At 58.5% G+C, this 20,107-nt stretch carries 15 protein-coding genes; 12 read left to right on the top strand and 3 right to left on the bottom strand.

Annotated elements, in window-relative coordinates; all coding sequences use genetic code 11:
- Positions 1 to 22: 22 nt before the first annotated feature.
- The 9 genes from AC3QL3_RS14260 (at position 23) to AC3QL3_RS14220 (ending at position 13,157) form a co-directional block, all read left to right on the top strand.
- Complete coding sequence (locus tag AC3QL3_RS14260) at positions 23 to 412, top strand: hypothetical protein (protein WP_492894708.1); 390 nt, start codon at positions 23 to 25, stop codon at positions 410 to 412.
- On the top strand, positions 393 to 761 hold the full coding sequence (locus AC3QL3_RS14255) for a phage tail assembly chaperone (protein ID WP_492894706.1): 369 nt from the start codon (positions 393 to 395) through the stop codon (positions 759 to 761). The genes AC3QL3_RS14260 and AC3QL3_RS14255 overlap by 20 nt, the downstream gene beginning before the upstream one ends.
- 162 nt (positions 762 to 923) lie before the next feature.
- Entirely contained in the window at positions 924 to 1,376 is a 453-nt protein-coding gene (locus AC3QL3_RS14250; protein ID WP_492894704.1) for a DUF6932 family protein, read from the top strand.
- Positions 1,373 to 2,353, top strand: a complete 981-nt coding sequence (locus tag AC3QL3_RS14245) for a hypothetical protein (protein ID WP_492894702.1) — start codon at positions 1,373 to 1,375, stop codon at positions 2,351 to 2,353. Before AC3QL3_RS14250 ends, AC3QL3_RS14245 begins: the two co-directional genes overlap by 4 nt.
- Before the next feature lie 124 nt (positions 2,354 to 2,477).
- A complete protein-coding gene (locus AC3QL3_RS14240; RefSeq protein ID WP_492894700.1) occupies positions 2,478 to 7,571 on the top strand; it encodes a phage tail length tape measure family protein in 5,094 nt (1,697 codons plus the stop codon).
- Positions 7,568 to 9,601, top strand: a complete 2,034-nt coding sequence (locus AC3QL3_RS14235) for a putative Ig domain-containing protein (RefSeq protein WP_492894698.1) — start codon at positions 7,568 to 7,570, stop codon at positions 9,599 to 9,601. The genes AC3QL3_RS14240 and AC3QL3_RS14235 overlap by 4 nt, the downstream gene beginning before the upstream one ends.
- Positions 9,598 to 10,146: an SPRY domain-containing protein gene (locus AC3QL3_RS14230; RefSeq protein ID WP_492894696.1), complete on the top strand. Its 549-nt coding sequence runs from the start codon at positions 9,598 to 9,600 to the stop codon at positions 10,144 to 10,146. Before AC3QL3_RS14235 ends, AC3QL3_RS14230 begins: the two co-directional genes overlap by 4 nt.
- Positions 10,147 to 10,149: 3 nt before the next feature.
- On the top strand, positions 10,150 to 12,264 hold the full coding sequence (locus AC3QL3_RS14225; RefSeq protein ID WP_492894694.1) for a hypothetical protein: 2,115 nt from the start codon (positions 10,150 to 10,152) through the stop codon (positions 12,262 to 12,264).
- A complete protein-coding gene (locus AC3QL3_RS14220; protein ID WP_492894692.1) occupies positions 12,264 to 13,157 on the top strand; it encodes a hypothetical protein in 894 nt (297 codons plus the stop codon). Before AC3QL3_RS14225 ends, AC3QL3_RS14220 begins: the two co-directional genes overlap by 1 nt.
- An 80-nt stretch (positions 13,158 to 13,237) precedes the next feature.
- Here the strand turns inward: AC3QL3_RS14220 and AC3QL3_RS14215 are convergent, their stop codons facing one another.
- Both AC3QL3_RS14215 and AC3QL3_RS14210 read right to left on the bottom strand, forming a co-directional pair.
- A complete protein-coding gene (locus AC3QL3_RS14215; protein ID WP_492894690.1) occupies positions 13,238 to 13,510 on the bottom strand; it encodes a hypothetical protein in 273 nt (90 codons plus the stop codon).
- Between the two features lie 102 nt (positions 13,511 to 13,612).
- On the bottom strand, positions 13,613 to 13,810 hold the full coding sequence (locus AC3QL3_RS14210) for a CsbD family protein (protein WP_492893963.1): 198 nt from the start codon (positions 13,808 to 13,810) through the stop codon (positions 13,613 to 13,615).
- 549 nt (positions 13,811 to 14,359) lie between these two features.
- Between AC3QL3_RS14210 and AC3QL3_RS14205 the strand changes: the two genes are divergently transcribed.
- Positions 14,360 to 14,587 (top strand): hypothetical protein, encoded by a 228-nt coding sequence (locus AC3QL3_RS14205; protein ID WP_492894688.1) that lies wholly within the window; start codon positions 14,360 to 14,362, stop codon positions 14,585 to 14,587.
- 43 nt (positions 14,588 to 14,630) lie between these two features.
- Here AC3QL3_RS14205 and AC3QL3_RS14200 read toward each other — a convergent pair whose 3' ends face one another.
- On the bottom strand, positions 14,631 to 15,539 hold the full coding sequence (locus AC3QL3_RS14200) for a hypothetical protein (RefSeq protein WP_492894686.1): 909 nt from the start codon (positions 15,537 to 15,539) through the stop codon (positions 14,631 to 14,633).
- A 1,065-nt stretch (positions 15,540 to 16,604) separates the two neighbouring features.
- Between AC3QL3_RS14200 and AC3QL3_RS14195 the strand changes: the two genes are divergently transcribed.
- Positions 16,605 to 18,554 (top strand): type I restriction-modification system subunit M, encoded by a 1,950-nt coding sequence (locus AC3QL3_RS14195; RefSeq protein WP_492894684.1) that lies wholly within the window; start codon positions 16,605 to 16,607, stop codon positions 18,552 to 18,554.
- Positions 18,533 to 19,963, top strand: coding sequence for a restriction endonuclease subunit S domain-containing protein (locus tag AC3QL3_RS14190; RefSeq protein ID WP_492894682.1), 1,431 nt, complete (start codon positions 18,533 to 18,535; stop codon positions 19,961 to 19,963). Before AC3QL3_RS14195 ends, AC3QL3_RS14190 begins: the two co-directional genes overlap by 22 nt.
- Positions 19,964 to 20,107 lie beyond the last annotated feature (144 nt).

Raw genomic sequence — 20,107 nt, 5'->3', positions numbered from 1 at the left:
GACATCCCCGATAGGAGACAACATGGATATCTGTAGCATTTCGCCGTCGACGCGAACGGTCGACATCGTTAGCCCCGCCAGCGCCGAAGCCATCGGACTGAAGATCGAGCTTCGACCGGCCAGCGCGCCGGAGATCGTGCGCGTCAAGCGCGCGCACACCAACGAAGCGCTTAAGAACCGCGGCAAGGTCAGCGCGGAGAAGATGGAAGCGAACGCTCTCGACGTCCTGGTAGCCGCTACGGCCGGCTGGGAATGGAGTGGCGATCTCACGTTCCGCGATGCAAAGCCCGACGCCACGCCCGAGAACATCCGCCGCGTCTACAAAGAGCTGACCTGGGTACGCGCCCAGATTGACGACGCCCTGGGGGACGAGGCCGCCTTTTTTCTCGGAGATGAGGGAAGCGCTGGCTGAGGCCATCCGCTATCACGTTCGCTACAACTCGCGAGACGAGAACGGCGAAACCCGGGCCGAGCGCAATGCTCGGTTCGGGATGTCGCACAAGACACCCGAAGACCCGGAGATCCCGGTTGCGGTAGAGCACGTCTGGGGTTGGTTCTGGCTGCTGTCGTCGCAGCGGAGGCCGGGCCTTACTGGCCCCGATCCACTGGGCTGGCTCGACATTCGCGCCTGGACGGAGATGACCCATACGCCAGTCCTAGCGGAGGAGGTCGATCTGCTCGTGGCGATGGATCATGCGTATCGGGAAGAGGTAAGGAAGGAGCCCGCTACGAGCAGTGCAGCCGGGGGCGAACATTTCTAGCTGATCCCTAATCGTCTCAGTCTGAGGATCTGAGATCGTCGTTTGCGACACTTCGATGTAGGAATTTTCCTACAACCCCTCTCTCTGTCTGCGTACATGCCAGAATCGTCCATTGCGCTATCCTCTTTGTGTCGCAGAGGGGTGACATGAGGGGCTGACGTGATGGGGATTCCGCCGTTTGATGGGTTAGGCTTGCTGCCGCCTGGAATCTGGGATTGCACGCTCGGTGACGTCGCTGGAATGCTGTGCTGGAATGACCATCGGCGCGATCTATGGAGCGACTTCGCAAGATTTATCGCTATCGAGTACCCCGCGCTGAGGCCTGCACCTCTATGGCTAGACGGTAGCTTCGTCACTCGAAAGGACGTCCCGCCCGACATCGACTTGGTTGCTGACTGCACGAATCTTCCTGACGCGGTATCCATGGCGGCTCTATCGTTGCATTGGCAACGCCATGATGAGTTGAAGACCGCTTACCGTGTCGATTTCTACCCTAGACACCCCAACATTCCAATGGACTTGGGCGCATACTTTCAGTATGTGGGCGAGAAGACAGCCCAGCGTTTGCAGCTTGCGCCGAGGCATCCGAAGGGCATCTTGAGGGTGCGGCCATGAACTGGACAGAGTTCTCCAACGAAAAGCTGATGGGACTGCTTGAGAACCTTGTGGCCGAGGGTTCGCTTGCGCAAAAGTTGGGAATCGACGTAACGCCTACGCAAATTGTTGGGGCCAGTCGCGATATTCTGATGGACGTGATCCGCACCAGCCTGCCGCTGGCGCACCTTATGGATTCTTCCGATTTGGTGCTGCACGCTGAAGGGCCTGCAGTTCGCGACGCCGCGCCTCGGCTCTCCGCAGTGAACTGGTTGACTGGCACCGCAGAGCGCGTAATTCGGCGTTTGTCTGGCAGCTTGTTTGACCTTGCTAACCGTGATGCTCAGCGGCTCATGCGAGCACTTGATTTGCGATTGACAGGATTCGCACCTGGCAGCCTGTATGCTGGTTTCGCGGTTGAGGCGCCAGATGAAGGGTTACTTCGGCCGGGAGATGATCCCGTAATACGAGGCGTTCGTGAGGCACTCCGCCAGTTGCCAGAAGTGCCGCCAATGATTGGCGACGATGCGGTATATCCCGAAGTGCGCCAACTCATACCAGATCCCGCCCGTCGAGACGCCACGCTGACTGCTCTGTATCAACTTGCTCCGACCGGTCGCCGTGGAATCCATACGTTGGACCTCACATCGCCGGGCATACCCAGCTCAGAGCTATCTCAGCGAGAGCGTGTAGTGCTTAGGGAAGCGATCGATCGTCCCCAGCTCATGGATCGCAAATCGGGCGCCTTTACCGGTGAGCTACGCGAGATTGATCTAGATGCTCGTCGTTTCCATCTCAGGAACGTTCCTGGGATCGGTGGTCTAAGGTGCATTGTGGGAGACATGGCGCCGAGCGAGGCTAAGCGAGTGATTGGTGAATTTGTTCGCGTGAGTGGTGACTACGAGACTGACCGTGAGGGGCGACCGCGCTTGATGGTCGTCAATGCGCTGCAGGTGCTGCCGCGCGCAGAGCAGGAGAGTGCCGAGCTATTGGTCTAGTATCAGATTGCGCTGATGGCTCAAAGAATATCGGACGACGTTCCACCACTGACCCCGCTCCGGCGGGGTTATTCATTTCTAAGGCTCGCTTCGGCGGGCCTTTTACGTTTCAGAGAGGTCGAACTTGGATATCGCCCAGCTTGGCTTCGCTATCGACTCGAGCCCCGCCATCCAGGCCGCGGAGAATCTCGACAAGCTTGACGCTGCCTCGCGCCGTGTCGAAACAGGCACGCAGCGAATGCAGCGCGAGGTGCAGCAGGCCGCCGCGCAGATCATGGAGTCGACGGATCGCATCAAGGACATGGTGAAGGCGTCTATCGCGGCGAGGGAAGCATCCGGCGGAATCGAGCTAAGCCAGCGCGCTATCGGCGAGCGTGCCAGCGCATCGGCGAAGCAGGTCGCGGAGCTCAATGCTGCACTTGAGGCCCGCGCCAATACCCAAGAGGCCATGCGTGCGCGTCTGAAGGCTTTCGAGGATGCTGAAGCGCGTGTCAATCGCGCTGCGGCCGCCACCACGAGTGAGGTCAAGAAGCAGGCCGACTCCATCTCTGACCTCCTAGGTCGCATCGATCCTGCAGTCAGGAAGCTCGGCGAGCTCGACACGATGGAGCGCCAGCTTCGCGATGCCCGCAAAGCTGGGACTCTCGGTCAAGACGACTACGTCGTCTATGCGCAGAAGATCGGGAAGATGCGCGATGCCGTCTCCGCTGCGGGCGACAGCATGCACGGATTCTCGCTGGCATCTGCCGGAACGCGGCGGGAGCTTGCGAGCCTGTTCGGCGAGATCGCTCGCGGCGACTTCACGGCACTGCAGGGAACGCTCGTCAACCTCGTCGGTCGCGCAGGCGTGCTCACCGGGTCGATTGGCGGTCTCGTCGTTGGCATAGGCGGTCTTGTTGGAGTCTTGGGCGGTCTCGCGGCCGCTTACTTCGCTGGAAGCCGAGAGCAACAGAATTTCGAGCGAATCACGATCTCGACGGGCGGCGCGCTCGGCGTCACTGGCGGACAGATCTACGACACGGCCATCAAGATCGGCGACGCCACCGGACGCTACGGGGATGCAGCTTCCGCGCTCACCAAGTTGGGCTCGAGCGGGAAGCTGACCGGCGAACAGCTCGAACTCGCAGGTCGCGGTGCAGTTGCACTCGCGACGATGACCGGCGAGTCGGTGGACAAGGCGGTTAGTGAGTACCTCAAGCTCGCAGACAAGCCGTCCGAAGCCGTCGTCAAGCTAACCGAGCAATATCACTTTCTCACCGCAGAGGCCTACGAACACATCCAGGCGCTCGAACGGCAAGGTCAGACCCAGGATGCGACGACAGCTGCCCTCCGGGCATTTGCCGACGAATCCGAGCGCCGCGCTGCGGCTGTGGTGGACAACGCTGGGGGGATTGAGCGCGCCTGGAAAGGCGTGCGCGATGCCGTTGGTGGCGCCTGGGAGGCGATGAAGTCGATCGGCCGCACAGACCTGCAGGCGCAGTTGAGCGCCGCGTTCGCAACGCAGTTCGATCTCGAGGAGTGGAAGCGTAAGACTCAGATCGAGGGCATTGGTGGAGCGGTCGCCCGCTTCGATGCCGCATTCCGCCCGCAGGGATACATCGACGAACAGATCGCCGCGAACAAGAAGCTCATCGCGAGCTTGCAAGAACGCGTCGAGATCAACGACGCGGTCGCGATGGGCGAACGTAACATGCGAACTCTCGAAGATGAGGGAGTCAAGGCACTCAACGAGCAGAGCAAGGCGCTCGACAGCCACGCGGACAAGCAAACGAAACTTGCGAAGGCGCTCGAGGAGACCCGCAGGGCCTACGACGCGATCCGCGCCTCGGGGGTGACGCAGATCAACGGCATGTCCGTCGACCAGGCAGAGGTAGAACGCATTCGGCAGTTGAACAAGGAGTACGCCGACACGGAGGGAATCAACGAGCGCAACCAGGCCCTCAAGGGGCTTGAAGCGGCGGAGCGGGGTCAAGCTTCGGCTATGGCCTCAATTGCCAGCATCCTTGAGCGCGTTCGTGGAGAGATGTCGCCGCTCGAAAAGGAGAACCAGGAGTTCACAAAGACGCTGCGTTTGCTGGGCGAAGCTGGCGGCAAGGCGATCACGGAGTATCGCGAAGCCGTAGAGAGGGCCGCAAAGGCGCTAACAGCACTACCACCAGCGCTGCTCACTGAAAAGCAAATACAGGAGCAACTCGCGATAGCGATCAACGCCACCAAGGACGCTCACCAGAAAGCGACGATAGCAATCGGCCAACGAGTTACAGCAACGGACGGCCTCATTCAGAAACTCAGGGACGAGTACGCAGAGATCGAAAAATCTGCAACTCAGAGAGAGCGGTCGAATCGAGGGCGAGAGATTGAGAACGCGCTAGTCAAGGATGGAATCGAGAAGACAAGCGAACTCGCTGATGCGAGAAGGAAAGAAGTCGAAGATCTCGCAGAATTGATTGCGATTCGTCGTGAGGCTCTCGAAGAGCAGAAAGAGGCGGCCCGCGGCTGGGTCAACATCTGGGAGTCGGCAGGCTCCAACATCTCGCAGACCTTCGCGGACATTCTCGTCAACGGTGGGAGCCTTATGAAAGGACTCGCCGATGTCGCGAAAAACGTTGTCGGCCAGATCGTTTCGTACTTCAGCCAGTTGGCGGTCATCAATCCGCTTTTGAACCAGATCTTCGGCCGCTCCATGGCCGTAGGCGGCATGTCGCTGCTGCCGACGATGGCGAACGCCGGTGGACTCTTCGGCGGTCTCGGCGGTCTCGGCGGCACAGCGGCAAGCGGCGGCGGCACCTTTGACATCATGTCGCCGAGTAGCTGGCTTGGCGCGGGAAAGAGTTTGTGGTCTGGATTCTCGACAGGCTTTGCGAAATTCTGGGCTGGTACCAACACGGGATTCACGTCGAGCATCTTTGGTTCGACCACGAATCTCGGCTCGTGGGGCGGCAACGTTTTCCAGCCATCCGGGCTGACGAGTGGACTTGGCATCGCGGGCGGACTCTACGCCGGGTACAACAGATTCCAGGACAGATACAACCTAGCGAGTGGTCTTGCGGGCGGCGCCGCGTATGGTCTTGGAACCTACTCGCTCGCCATGGGACTTGGTTCTGCGGCCACCGGCGGGGGCTTTGCACTGGGAGCAGGTGCGCTCGGCCCAATTGGCTGGGCGGCAATGGCCGCGATGCTCATCGACAAGCTCTCTGGCGGAAGCCTGTTCGGCACGAGCGCGAACAAGTTTCGACGTGGTGAGAGTGATCTCAATGTTGGACCTGGAGGCGCATCCGTTGGAGTCGGCGCGGACTTCACTGGACGAAAGCCGTTGTTCGGAGGCAGCTACCACGAATGGAAAGTTCTGACTCCCTCGCAGGAGCAAATCGACGCGGCAAACGGCTTCTTCAAAGCGCTCCAGGATCAGTCCACGATTTTTGCGAAGGCGTTTGGGCTGACAGTTGGACAGGTCACCTCGGGCACGTTCCGCCAGGAGTTTGACAAGAACGGAAACGTCACTTCGACGAAATCGATCGTCAACGGCGTGGAGTACCAGGGGGAGACGCAAGAGCAGTTCGCGATGCGCATCCAGGCGGAGAGCTATCTCGCCACGCTGAAGCAGATTGGCGTGGATGCGACCGGGTACACGCAGCAGTACATCCGTGACGCTGAGGCGTACGTCAAGGCGGTGCAGGACGTCGCGACTGCGATGCAGTACGCGCAACGCGACTTGAAAAACGGCATCGATGTCAGCGGCGGCAAGGGTCTGCAAGGCGCCTTCGAACTCGCCAAGCAATTCCAGGACGGCAGCGAGTCGATCACCGACACGTACCGTCGTCTGTCCGTTGAGGCGATGAACATCCGGCAGGGCTTGGACATCCTTGTCGGACCTGATTCGGTAGCGGACATCGAAGCGTTCTTGCGCACCGTGCAGGATTTCGGCGAGTCGCTCGGGCAGACCTACGATCGCATCGCGAGTGAAGCGGCGGACCTCGCAGCCGGCACGAAACTGCTTACCGGTCAGTCGACGGTCGCAGAGATCGAAAGCTACATCAGAACGATGCAAGCCGGCGGCGAGACGCTGGCCCAGACGTATCAGCGATTGATCCAGGCTTCGCAGAACTACACGCAGTTTGTCGCGCAGTTCAAGCCGCCGACCACTTACGTCGATTCGTTCCAGCAGTCGCTGGCTGGCGTGTTCGACCAGATGCAAGAGTACATCCGACAGGCGAATGCCTTTGCGAAGGCAGCCGGCTTGCAAGGCGCGGCCACGCAGGATCTGGTCAATATCCAGAAGTGGGCGCTTCAGAAGCAGCAGGAGCTGCTCCTACAGCTTGAGCAAACCGCGCAGGCCGGCGCGTTCGATCTCGGCATTACGACAGTCGGTTCGCTCGATCAGGTCAACGCCGAGATTCAGCGCCTGCAGAACTTGGCAGGCAGCAGCGCGACGCCCGTCCAGAACTTCGGCTCCGCGATGCAGGGTGCGGCGCAGTCGGCCGTGAGCGCAATAAACTTGCTGCTCGGTAATCTATCGCCGCTGAACGATCGCGAGAAGCTCCAGACGGCCCTTGCGGGACTTCGGAGCGGTACTGTCTCGCAGGAGGACGTCCTCGAGATCGGTCGCCGTCTGTACGCCTCGAGCCAGGCCTATAACGACCTGTTCAAGATGGTCCAGCAGTACGGCGGAGTCCAGTCGTCGTCTGGATCGCAAGGTCCGTCCACCTCATCCATTGGTGGTGGTCTTTCCGCAGAGGACTCTAAGCGCCTCGAGGAATTGCTAAAGCAGCGCGACGAGCTCCAGGCAGCGGCGCAACTCGACAAGTACCGGACGCTCGCTCAACAGATCGCCGAGATCGCCGCGGTGAAGGGCCAGGACTGGCAAGCAGTCTTGGCGGGCATGAAGGTCGACATCCAAGCGTTCGAGAATGGCCTTGGGCTCAATGACGAGCAGACTCGCGCATACATCGCGCAGATCATCGCCTCGCAGGACTCGAACAAGCAGAACGCGACCTCGATCGTGGATGCGATCAATCGTCTTGGCGATCGCCTCGACCGTCTCCTGCGCACGAGCGGCATCAACTTCAACTCTCCGGGCGGCGGCAATTCCTATGTCGGAACTTTGGGCCAGAACGACAGCCCTGTCGCTGGCGCGCTCGATCGAATGAACCGCAACCTCGATCGGATCATCGTTCCGCCGAGCCGCAACCGTCGCGCGCCGGGAGTGCCTTATCCATGACGGTTCGTCGTCAGCTCCTCGCCACCGTCATCCCTGATGTTCAGGGACCGCCGCTGGTCCCCGACATCACGCGACAGTTCACGCTAGTCGTCGGCAAGCCAGCGACGGGCTTTGCGTTCGTCGCATCGGGCGGAGTTCCGCCGTACGCATTCTCGATATTGAGCGGAAGCCTTCCGCCAGGGCTGACGACGGCGACGAACGGCGTCGTCACTGGTACCCCGACGACACAGGGTCGATACCCGGTCATCGTCCAGGTGCAGGATTCGGCATCTCAGGTCTCTCCGCCGCGATCGTTCGCGCTCGATGTCGATAGTGGGCTGCGGCAGACTGGATTGAAGATTGCGGTTGGCGCTGTACTGGTCCCGTATTCGCACCAGTTCCGCGTTGTCGACTCGACCGGCAGCCCGACGGGCATCACCTTCACGTCGCCAAGCGGAACGCTACCCGCGGGCCTCACGTTGAGCTCCGGAGGAGTCCTCTCAGGCACACCCAACACAGAGGGCTACTACTACTTCGTCGTTCGCGCCACGAAGGGATCGGCGACTCTCGACATTAATGTGAAAGTCCAGATCAATTCGCCGTTCGCTGCAGTCGGATCAACGGTCGAGATATCCGACGGTTTAAAGAACATGCTCATGGGCGTTCGCGTGAGCGGGCGCATCACGATCCGTTGGGCGTTCGCTCCGATGCCCGTAGGCCGCGAGCCGTATCGCTGGACAATCATCTCCGGCGCTCTGCCTGCGGGGCTGCAGATGGACAGCCTCGGTGTCGTAACCGGTGTTCCGACGGCTGCGACGCCAGTGAACTATGTGCAACCGACGTTCGCAGTCCAGGACGGATTCGGAACGATCATCAATGTCACCTTAGCAGGCGTCAATCGATTGATCGTCGCTGCGCCTGTGAAATCATCTCCGCGAGGTTCGTTTCTGGTGGCGGATGCGACAGGCGCTCCTGTCGGTATCAACTTCCTCGCTCAGATATTCGGCGACGGCAGCGATGGCGCTTGCGTGCTCAATGGGACGAACACTTTTCCGTGGGCGCAGCTCGTAGGATCGCGATATGCGCTGGCTCGGGACGTCTACGCCACTGACATGACGATCTCGCCGGGCGTCAACCTCGTCACGGCCGGATTCAAGATTTACGGGACAGGACGCCTGACCCTCGACGGTTGCCCGGCCAACACAATCACTGCGGCGGATCCGACTAACATCAACGGTGGCAACGCGACATCGACGACTCCAGGCGGCAGTGCTGGCGTGTCTGACGCGACGCTGTGGGGTTCGATCAACGGCGGTCTCGGCGGGGCAGGAGCAACGTCTGGCGCCGGTACGTCTCCAGGACAACCGGGGTTCGATGCTATCCCCGGAAACGGTGGAAACGTCAACACAACGGCTGGCTCGGGCGCTGGCGGAAACGGCTCTGCGGCGACTGGTAGTGCACGTGGTTTTCCCCGCGGCTTCGGCTTCGCCACGCCGGTTCGCACGGCATTCCAGCCGCTGTTCTTCGGCGTCACGCTGATTCGCGGCGGCGCGGGAGGGATGGGCGGCGGCTACGGTGGCAACGACGGCACAAATCGCGGAGGAAACGGCGGCGGCGGCGGAACAGGGGGCGGAGTTCTCGCGATCTACTTCTACGAGATCAGCACGAACGGCAGTACGGCAGCGCGCTGCATCAATGTTCCGGGCGGGAATGGCGGCAACGGCTTCTGCAGCTCGGTCAACGCGAACATCGGCGGTGGTGGTGGCGGTAGCGGGGCAGGCGGCGGATATGCACACATCGTCTATGCGGTTCGTACTGGCGTCGCTGTTGCTGCACTCATCGGCGCGAATGGCGGCAGCGGCGGTAACGGTGCAGTCAACACGCTAAACGCGGCGCGCAACGGCCGCGGTGGTGACGGAGCACGCGGCGGCAACATCACAGCGATCTCCGTGCTCGATCAAACCGTGTCGGTAAGCGCTGCATCCGGAGCACCGCCCACGCAATCCGGCACGGCTGGCGCAGCCGGCTCCACGGCATCTCTCACACTATGACCTCACGCGTCTACTCGACACTGGACCCCAAGTCGGTCGGTCCGGGGCTCTTGCTCGACTCCGGTTTAGCGATTGTCACGACTAGTCAAGCTGGCCTAAGCAACAGCCGCAAGATTCTCGGCACCGTGCCCAAAGCGGCTGGCGACGGAAGCTTCGAGGTCTACTTCTATAGTGACCTGCAAGCGGCGTTAGGCAGTCGCGTTTCGGTAGGCGTGGCGTTAGCCGGCTCACCACTCGACAAGGCTACTGGCGAAGACAACCTGTCCTACGGCTACTTCCCAGGCACTGGCGCGCTGATGTGGAACAACCTCGGGCTTGTCGCCGTGCCAATGGCGGTCGAGCGCCTATGCATCAGCGTGTATTGCTCGGCGACCAACGGCCGCGTCGAGTGGTATGTCTCGGGAAACTACATCGGCGGACTGAACCCGCCGGCAGGGTCCTTCTTCGTGCCATCTATCACGATCAGCGGCGGGGAGGCGGGTGACATCAAAGCCTTCATCCGCTGCGCGCCGCCGCTCGACTTTCCGAAGATCATCGCAGGCTGACGCATGGCGATCCCTCGCTACGACTCCAAGGGCTGGTACATCGACAACACGGAAGGCATCCCGACGATTCGTCTTAGCCTGTACGAGGAAGGGTATACGACGCATCCCGGCGACAATCCGCCCAATGCGGAGTTCAAGCCACGCATCATCAATCCAGAGGGGTTCTTTGTTCGGAAGCGTCCGAGCTGGTGGCCGATCGACGGGCACGGCGAGAAGGATGACGCTGCATACGGCGAACTTCAGATCGACAACAAAGACGGCGCGTACGCATTCCTACTGCGTGCCGACCTCCGCGATAGTCGAATCCAATTCCTAGTCCCTCCGGCCAAGGCGTTCGGTGCTGCGGGAGATTTGGGCGCAGAGCGCGTTCTGATAACGGCGATCCTGGACGATGCGAAGTCCAGCGCCGACGGCATCATCACGCTGACCCTGCGAGACAACATCACGCGCAACGATCGCCAGGTGATGGTGCGCAGGTTCCCGCCATTCGTCGATTCGGGCGTGGCGATGCGCTCACTGCCTCTGCTGCTCGGCGCCTGCTACAACGTCACTCCGCCAGCTGTCGATGTGGCGAACGACGTCTACCAGCTCGCAGACGCGGCGATCACGAATGTCACGGCGGTGCGCGATCAAGGCGCGCTGCTAGACGTCAACGCGGACCCGCCCCAATACAACCCCGCGAGAAACGCGACGTGCATTCAGCTCGATACGGCACCCGTAGGGAAGCTGACCGTCGATTGCAGCTCTGTGGGATCGCAGACGCCTATTCCGGGCAACGCGGACATTCTCGCTGGCGCTGGCCGATTGCAGACCTGGCCGAATCCGGCACTGCCGCCAACAGGGTGGACCTACGGCAATCCAGCCTACGGCACGATCACTCGCTACGACGCGACGAATTCAATCCAGAACTTCGTTGCCGGCATCGCCACGAAACGGCGCTACAGCCCGCAGACCAGCAGCTTCGGGCAGTACATGTCCTATCCGGCCGCTCTTGTTCCGGGCCGCACGTATCGGATCTCGGTCAAGCTGGTTAAGGCCCTTGGCAATTTTGGCCAGGAAGGCGGACTTCTCCTGCGCACCGATCTGACCAGCTCTTCGAACGGCTCAATATCTGGACGTGATCCTCTGACGTCGCCGCTCTTCAGCGCGCAAGACTTCACGTTCACCTATACGTGCCCACCAGGAGCAAGCCGACCTATCTATGTGATCGGCGTCGGCGATCCGGGTTTCGCCTCTGACTTCGTGACGCTTTGGACTGACCTCGTCGTCGAGGAGCTAGGGCAGTTCATCGACTTGCCGATGCAGGGCATCACGCTGACGAGTTTCATCCGAGAGATTCTCGACAACCGAGGCACCGACACTGCTGCAGCTTGGAGCTCGACAGATACGCAGGCGATCGACGCTGCTGCCGGATATACGATCGGCCGCTACTTCAGCGAGGCGCCTAACCGACTCGATGCCATCCAGGAGGCGCTCGACTCGTTCTGCGCCGGCAAGTACACGGATGCCAGCGGTGCGATTCGATTTGTCCGCCTGGAGGACCCGCGTCTTCTGACGCCTACGTTCGACCTCGACGAAACGGTCATCGAAGGCCCCATAGGGTTCTCGATCTGCAACGCGGAGTACCTGACGACTCGCTTCGGCATACGGCGCAATTGGTCGCCTCCCACAGATAGCGACTTCGTGACGGATGAGACCGGGCTGCCACTTGAGCTGCGCGAGCGGTTCAAGCGCACGTCGCAGTTTGAGCGCACGGCAACGATCACACCGGCAGGTCACTACTCGCACGCGATAAACGCACCGGCATTCCACACCCTCATATTCGAGGAAGAGCCAGGTCAGCGCGAAGTAGATCGAGTCGGGAAGATGTTTTCGCCCCAGGTGTATCCCGACGGATTCGTCTCTACTGGTATCCGCCCGATCCTTCGAATTCCTTGCGTCTTCGACAATCCCGATGCCTTCGGCGCAACGATGAAAATTCCGCTCCGAATGGTTCAGCCCGGATCTGTCGGCTTCGTGACCTACGGGGATGAAGGGCTGTTCAAGCTGCCGTTCTTCGTCCTCGGGCCGACGCTCTATCCCGCGGCCGGCAAAGTTGAGTTGGAGGTGCTTCTCTAATGCTTCTCGGATACGGCGGCTACGGCCTGACTTTCTCGATCGCGAGCAGCCCCGCTGGGGCAACGTTCCTCACCGATCCAACCAATATGGCGGACGGTCGCAGCGGAACCGTCACGAGCATACAGTGGCCCGCAGGCGCGATGACGACGGCAAGCTATGTGCAAATCACGGCGACCGTGACATCCCCGCTCGATGCCACTCCGGTGCTTGGACTCATGGGCATCGTCAATGTGCTCGGTTTGCCCGCAGGTACTCTAACGAGGATCGGGCGAAACAATCCCACGCGCATCGATCAACGCCTCGTCGTCGGCGCGCTAGGCGAGATGTCGGCCTGGGTCGTCCCGACAACCGTGCAGGCGGGGACGCAGTTTTCGATTTGGATTTTCAACGATGTGAACGGCGTCGCCAGCATCCCGGCCTCTACCGCTTTCGCGGTGGGCGAAATATTCGCAGGACGCCTCACATCGATGCCCACACTGCGCCGATCGTCACCTGGTAGTGGAATGGTCGACAACACGGGTTGGGATACGACGCGAGGAGGGCAGGCGTACCCACTGATGCGCAAGCCAGTAGAGACGATGGCCGAGACGCTCGGCATCTTCACGCGCAAGGATGTGTACGTCGGCGACTCGATTCTGTCGGGCAGCAACCCAGACACGCCGATCGCAGTTCGTCGGCTGCGCGGACTCCTCGCAACAACTCGACTCTGCGCAGTGTGCGACTACGCGCACGATGGGGTCAACCCGACGACCAAGAGCGCGAGCGGCTACGAGTTCCAGGCCGACTTCCTGCAACAGGGGATGATGCTCGCTCGACCGACCCAGCTCGGCGACCTAAACGAAACCGATAGCCCTTACTTCACGTGGCCGGTGAGGTTCACGCAGGCAACATAGTCAGTCAAACCGATCGCGTGGTTTTGGCTCTCGGCTGGGGAGCACGTACTGCCGCCTCTGCCACGCCCAAAACTAGGAACTCAGAAAATTATCGCGTTCGACGTGTGCTCGCCTCGAAACACGATCAGATCCTGCTGAATATCGGCCACCTCGCCTCCAAGCCCGTATGTGCCCAACAAGCGCTCCGGCGGAAGGTCAGGAGCTACGTTGACGTCATCGCACACCAATTCTGCCTTGGTGTTGAGCCAGACCGTCACGTCGCGATGGGTCCGCGCTACGTTGATGTACTCGGCCATGTACTCGATATCGCCGAACAGTGATCCAATGAATTTTTCCTTGTTCGCTGCGTGCATTTTAGACTCTCCATTTGCGTACTGAGATCGGCGCGCCATGTCGCTGTCTGACTGCATCGAATCGTAGATGGGGCGGTGCCCAAGGAACACCGCCCCGCAGCTCTAGAGCTTCCTACCGAACTCTTCGACCTGCTTCTTCGCATCTTCTGTAGCGATGCCGTAGCGCTGCTGAACCTTGCCGGCTAGGTATTCACTGCTGCCCTCGGCCACCTTGAGGTCATCGTTCGTCAGCTTGCCCCATTGGGTCTTGAGCCTGCCGGTAAGTTGATTCCACTGGCCCTTGATCTTGTCTTCGTTCACTTGAGAATTCCTCGTTTGGTCGTCGCCCGAGACGCCATCATTGGCGGCTCTTGCGACAAAGCGATTCGTAGTTACGGATGTGAGGTAGGGCTTTCTCTGGCTCATCGAGATCGGCCTTAGTGAGTTCCGTCGCGCGGAACAGAGGTGGGTTAAGCCGCGTCCCTTCGGGTGGAAGGGGCATGCTCAGAGATGGGGCGGAGAAGTCTGCAAGGCTGAGGCGCTAGGGGTGACGGCGTGCGTCTTAGCGCCTACCAACACTACTCCAACGGATGTTACGTGAGGGTGATCCCATGTAGATCGCACTTCTTGAGACTGCGAAACGCGATCCTCAAGGCATGGAAACTCCCCGCAAGACCGATCCGAAGACCGGAAAGCTCCTGCCGCCCGGTGTGACCCTCTGCGCGACCTGCGGCGGCTGGCTGCGGCAAGCGTCAGCTTCCGAGACGGTGTCGAGATACGGCGTCTCGTCGTTCCACCATTACCGCTGCATCTCGCAATACGTTCACGAGCCCGTTTACAGGCGCCGCCTTTCGATGGGGTATCGATAGCATGGAAACCATCCACGTCGTGCAGCCGTTCCTGCGTGTGCGCTCCGGCCTCATGCCGACCCAGGTCCAGCAGTTCAGCACACCCGATGCGGCCGCTCGCCGGGCCGAGCGAATCGCCGCCGAGTACGCCGGCATCGTCGCCTACTCGATGGACGTCGACGAGGATGGCGGGGACTACGGCAAGCCTAGGATTCACTTCCGAGCTGGTGATGTGCCCGATCTCGATTGATCGGGCACACCTATGCGTGCCGTAGCGCCCCAGCCCAACCCGCCTAGTCAGCGATGAACACGATCTGGGCGTCGGTGATCTTTCCGTCAACGATGGTGCAAAACAGCCACAATGAGCCGGTATGGGAATACAGGGTGGGTCCATAGTAGGAGCCGCCATTTCCCTGCCTGACAGAAACACCGCTACCTCCACCGCCACCGCCGCCACCACTGACGATCGCCTGACCAGCAGCATTCTTTGCCGTGCCACTGACGTAAGGTGCCGCCCTCGTTGCGGTCGTGGGAAGGACAAAGCAGCCCACATCTCCATTGTTGAAAATGAAGCATTTCTGAGCGGCGCCGAAGGTTGCGGCCAGCGCTGAACTCAAAGCTGCGAGCGCCGCTTCATCGTAGGGTGAAGTGCTTCTGACAGAATATATCTGCGCGGCAATATTCTGCCAGGCGTAGTCACGTACTGCGTCTTGGTTTCTTCCATCGAAGGAGCCGAAAGACGGATTTCTTGGCAGCACGATCGGGGTTATCCCATGGGGACCGCCGGGCGGTATCGCCAGTGCAACAATATCCATGAAATGTATTTCAGCGCCTGCTGACTGGCGGACATCGCCGTAAATCTCGTAAATTATCGGCGGGCTTGGAGGAGATTGGACCTCGTCTTTATTATTGGATAGGTCTTCCTTTTCATGAAACAAGTCCGACTGGATTTGATTTGCGCTAGTAGGATCAATCCCGGATCGCCTAGCATTAACCGTGATCCTTCGCACTTCTCCCGTTTTGCTGTTTCCAACGTAGAATCCCCATATTCCGAGCCTGCCGGCTACTCCTTCAATTGCCGAGCCCTCGAATGCCGATGGCGTGGTGCATGTGTCACAAATAATCCATTCGACACCTGCCTCGGCAGAAGTATGTATAAGTAGAGCGGCGGATATCACGACGAAATACATGAAGGCTTTCATTCAATGCTCCCTGATCCCTGCGTCGAAATGATATCTAATCCTTTCCTTTGTACAGATTCACCATATCCATGAAGTGATCTTCAGCTCCCTTGCTTGCTCTTACGACGGAGCTGGTGGTTATTGAAACAGCGCCTTTGCTGCTAGAGTCAATTTTTACGTCGTAGCTAACCGAGAAAACTTTTCCTGAACTGGTATTCCCAACGTATACCTGATGCGAGCCCTCGGTTTGGTTAGCTTGATCTATTGCAGCTTTCTCAAAGTCGACTGCAATCTCACACTTGTCGCATAATACAAATCCCGTTGGGGGTTCGGCATGCGAAGGGTTGTAAGTGAAAATCAGAGAAAATGCCACGAGAATGTTTATTTTCATAGGTGCACCTACTCATTTTGGCTTGGCTGAATTCCGTGTCGAAATTCTGAATTTTGTGGATCAGAGATTTTAACTTCATCATTGTCTAGCGCGATCCTATCTCACCTTAGGACGCCTGGGCGAGTTGTCGAAGTTCGGCGCGGCGACCTAGCCCGCTGTTGCTGAACAAACGCGCCAAAGTGTCCAGCTTCGCTTGCGGCACTGGTTCACAACGCTGCAGCGGGAGCCTTCCGATTCAAGCAGGTGCGTTGCCTGTGAAGTGCGAAAAGCACAGCGCCTACCTGGGTCATCATTTTTTGACGGGAGCTGGTCGTCAGCGTGGCTGATCGGGCGTGCAATAGCGATAGAGAGGGGTGGTTGCGGTCGCCCCTACTCCATTCCCCTTGACGTCGGGCTGACGCGTCCTGCCGGACGCCTATTCAAGTTAACGATTATTTAACTAAATATACATTATTCACAAACAATCCATGCCCACGCAGTAGACCTGCAGCCCTGTCCCCAAGAAGGGAGGATATGAGCAATAATGGAGGAGGCGAGAGCTAAGTTGAGTTTTTTACACAGTAGATACAATGAGTTACGTGCTTAACTAAAGCTTAACAAATTCGCCAACGACGCGTCATGAGACGGGGCCGGGTGGGCCCTATTTCTTTGCCGAGCCCCCTTTTTCCCGGACAAATATTGTTACCAGAGACACGATGAGCATTTCGAACATTTCAGCGATCATCGTAGAGCAAGGCAAAGTGCTCGACTTCGTAGACGGGCGCACGCAACGCCGAGAAACGCCTGAAGAATACGTCCGTCAGGAAATTGCCAAATCTCTAGTTCGCGAGTACAGATACTCGAAGGCTGATATCGAGATCGAGTTCACCGTCCGTGTCGGAACTCGAAAACCACGTGCAGATATCGTCATCTTCCCTTCTGGCGCGAAACACAATCAGGAATGCGCCATAGTTATCGTGGAGTGCAAAGCAAAAACCATCAAGGCAGCAGACAAGAAGGATGGCGTCGGCCAGCTCCAAAGCTACATGTCAGCCTGCCCGAACGTTACGTACGGCATGTGGACGAATGGAATTGAAAGATTCTGCTACAGACGAACTGAGAAGGCGGGAGGCGTAGAGATCATCGAGGTTCCCGACCTGCCAGAATTCGGAAAAGAGGATGCAGAAGATCGTCCCAAGTTTGTACAGCTAAAACCGGCAACCTCCGACGCGCTTCTTTTCGCGTTCCGCAGGTGCCATAACTACATCGCAGGAAACCAAGGGCTGCAGAAGCCCCAAGCTTTTTGGGAGCTGCTAAAGCTTATCTTCTGCAAGATTCACGATGAGCGCCACAACGACGAGGTTGAATTCTATGCTTCCGCCAAGGAACGTAACGGCGTAAACGGGCCGTTGAAGGTCCAGAAGCGAATTGATGAGCTCTTCAGCCAGGTAAAGGAAGACTACCCGACAATATTCAAGGACTCCGAAGGAGTCGAATTGAAACCGGTCGTGCTTGCGTATCTGGTTTCTCAGCTCCAGATGTATTCCTTGCTGGAGAGTGACATCGATGTAAAGGGTCGGGCTTACGAGGAGATTGTAGGTTCGAATCTGCGAGGCGATCGTGGCGAGTTCTTCACGCCAAGGAACATCTGCAGCATGGCAGTGGCTATGCTCGATCCGAACGAAAAGCAACTCATTTTGGATCCTGCGTGCGGAACGGGCGGATTTTTGATCACCGCCATGAATCATGTCATCGAAAAGATCAAGAAGGCCGAGTTGGCAAAGTGGGAGAACAAACCCGAACGGGCCGACAAAGCGATTCGAGAGCGAATCAAGAAATTCGCGGAGAACTTCATCGTTGGCCTCGACTTCAACCCCGAGTTGGTGAAGGCGAGCAAGATGAACATGGTCATGAACAACGATGGGGCTGGGGGTTTGTTCCAAGCGAACTCCCTGGAGTCGCCATACGTCTGGGATCCTGACCTTCGGAAGCGAAAGCTAGTCGGCAACGTAGATCTGATTTTTACGAACCCGCCGTTCGGCTCGAAAATTCCAGTCACCGACTCGGCAATTCTTGAACAGTACGACTTGGGCCATAACTGGACGTACGATAGGAAGGCCGACAAGTGGACTAAAGGTGACAAGGTCCAGAAGTCGCAACCCCCAGAAATTCTTTTTATCGAAAAGTGCGTTCGCCTTCTCAAGCCAGGGAGCGGCCGGGCCGCAATAGTTTTGCCGGACGGTATCCTTGGATCTCCTGGGCTGGGCTATGTCCGTGAATGGATTATGCGCAATGCGAGAATTTTGGGGAGCATTGACCTTCATCCCGACACATTCCAGCCTTTTGTCAGTGTCCAGACTAGCGTGCTCGTCATTCAGAGGAAGTCTCAGCAACTCATGGATGCAGAGAACGCAGCATCCAGGATGAACGCTTATCCGGTCTTCATGGCTCTCGCGGAGCATGTTGGGCACGACAAGAGAGGTAACATCTCGTACGTTCGAGACGCCGTTGGAAATGAGCGCGTCGAGGAAATAGAAGAACTGATTAAAGATTGGAACGAAGGAATTCCTGTTTTTCGCCGGGAGAAGCGAGTCCGGAAAGTTGTCGACGACAACACTCAGCAGATTGCACAGGAGTTCCAAAGATGGCTGAACGAGCAAGAATAATTCCCGCCCAGCCTAGGCCGCCTGAAGAATGGCACTGGCATTCGTTGAAATCGCGTACGGTTTCATCTGCTGAGTTTGCTTCTGGCGACAGGAGAATTGAAGCTTCAACCTATTTGTCTTCGGGACACGCTATCAGGCGAGCGATTGAACAAAAGGTAGACTGGAAGCCATTTAGTGAGTTTGCGCGCGCATGGGCACCGCCGCGGATAAAGCAGATTTTCGTAGATCGAGAACACGGCGTGCCTTACTTGAATACGAGTCAAGTATTCGAAACTCGTCCAAATCCCCGAAAATTTCTTGCTGCCGGAAAGACAACCAAAGCCGAGAGCCGAATCGCAAAGGCCGGAAAGATTCTCGTGATGGCGTCGGCCTCGCCAGGGCGCACTACGCTCGTTACGGAGGCGCATGAAGGTTCCTTGCTTTCGCATCATTTTATGCGCATCGACCCCAAAAATTCCTCCGAGGCTGGGTGGGTCTATGCCTTTCTTATCTCACCCCAAGGTCAGGCAATGCTTAGCGGATCTCAATACGCGAGCATAATTCGGCACATTGAGCCGCATCATCTGGCAGCTTTGCCGGTGCCAATTGCGAAGGAGTCGGAACAGGAACTATTTGCGACTCGCGTTGCGAATTTGCTGAGCCTTCGAAATCGGGCTTTCCATCTAGCGGAGGAAGCGGACCGTCTCTTTGCGGAAGAGCTGGGGCCTCTTGAGCCACGTCAGAATGAAGATGCTTTCGTAGTTAGTTCGGATTCCTTCCTGCGCAACCGACGAAGGCTGGAGGCGAATTACCACTCTCCCGTTGCGGCGGCAATTGTGGAGCGATTCAAAAGATCTGAACGCCTGGCCGACGTCACGAAACGTGTCTGGTGGATGTCCAGATTCAAGCGCTATTACGGAGATGGGGGTATCCCATACATCAGCGCAGACGAGTTGTTCACCGTCAGTCCCCAAGGCCTAAAGAAGATCCTTGTTTGTCAGACTGACGGTCACTCTGAGTACTTCGTTGAACCCGATTGGATTGTCATGGCCTGCTCGGGACAGACCTATGGAACGAACGGTGCGGCCACCCTCCTTACAGCTCATCATAGCAACACATTCTTTTCCCACGACCTTATTCGAATCGTTGCGGACACGTCCAAGATTCGGCCAGGTTACTTGCTAACGACGCTGACACATCGTACGCATGGGAGGCCACTCCTAATTCGCGAGGCGTACGGAACTAGCATCCCCCATCTTGACCCGGGCGATGTCATGGAGTTCCCGGTCGTCAGGTTGTCCACGAAGACTGAGAACCGAATTGCAGATCTTGCCGAGGAGTCGGCTCGTGCCCGATTTGAGGCCGACTCACTTGAGAGGTCAGTAGCATCCGATGCGGGCCTGAAGATAGATCGATTCATTGCCACGTAGCTGGTGTCGAAACGCTCACCCATACCGCGCGACGGTTCCGAATCTAGTTGCGCAGACGCAGCGACACGCGGGGATCGGGATACCGCCAGTATCCCGATCAGTACCAATACAACAGTTTGAGACTGGGTGGTGTCCTGCGTGCGG

It is taken from the genome of Dokdonella sp. GW821-FHT11D02 (assembly GCF_058808595.1).
Note: the sequence above shows the minus strand (reverse complement) of the source record. Positions and strands in the feature narration are given on the sequence as shown.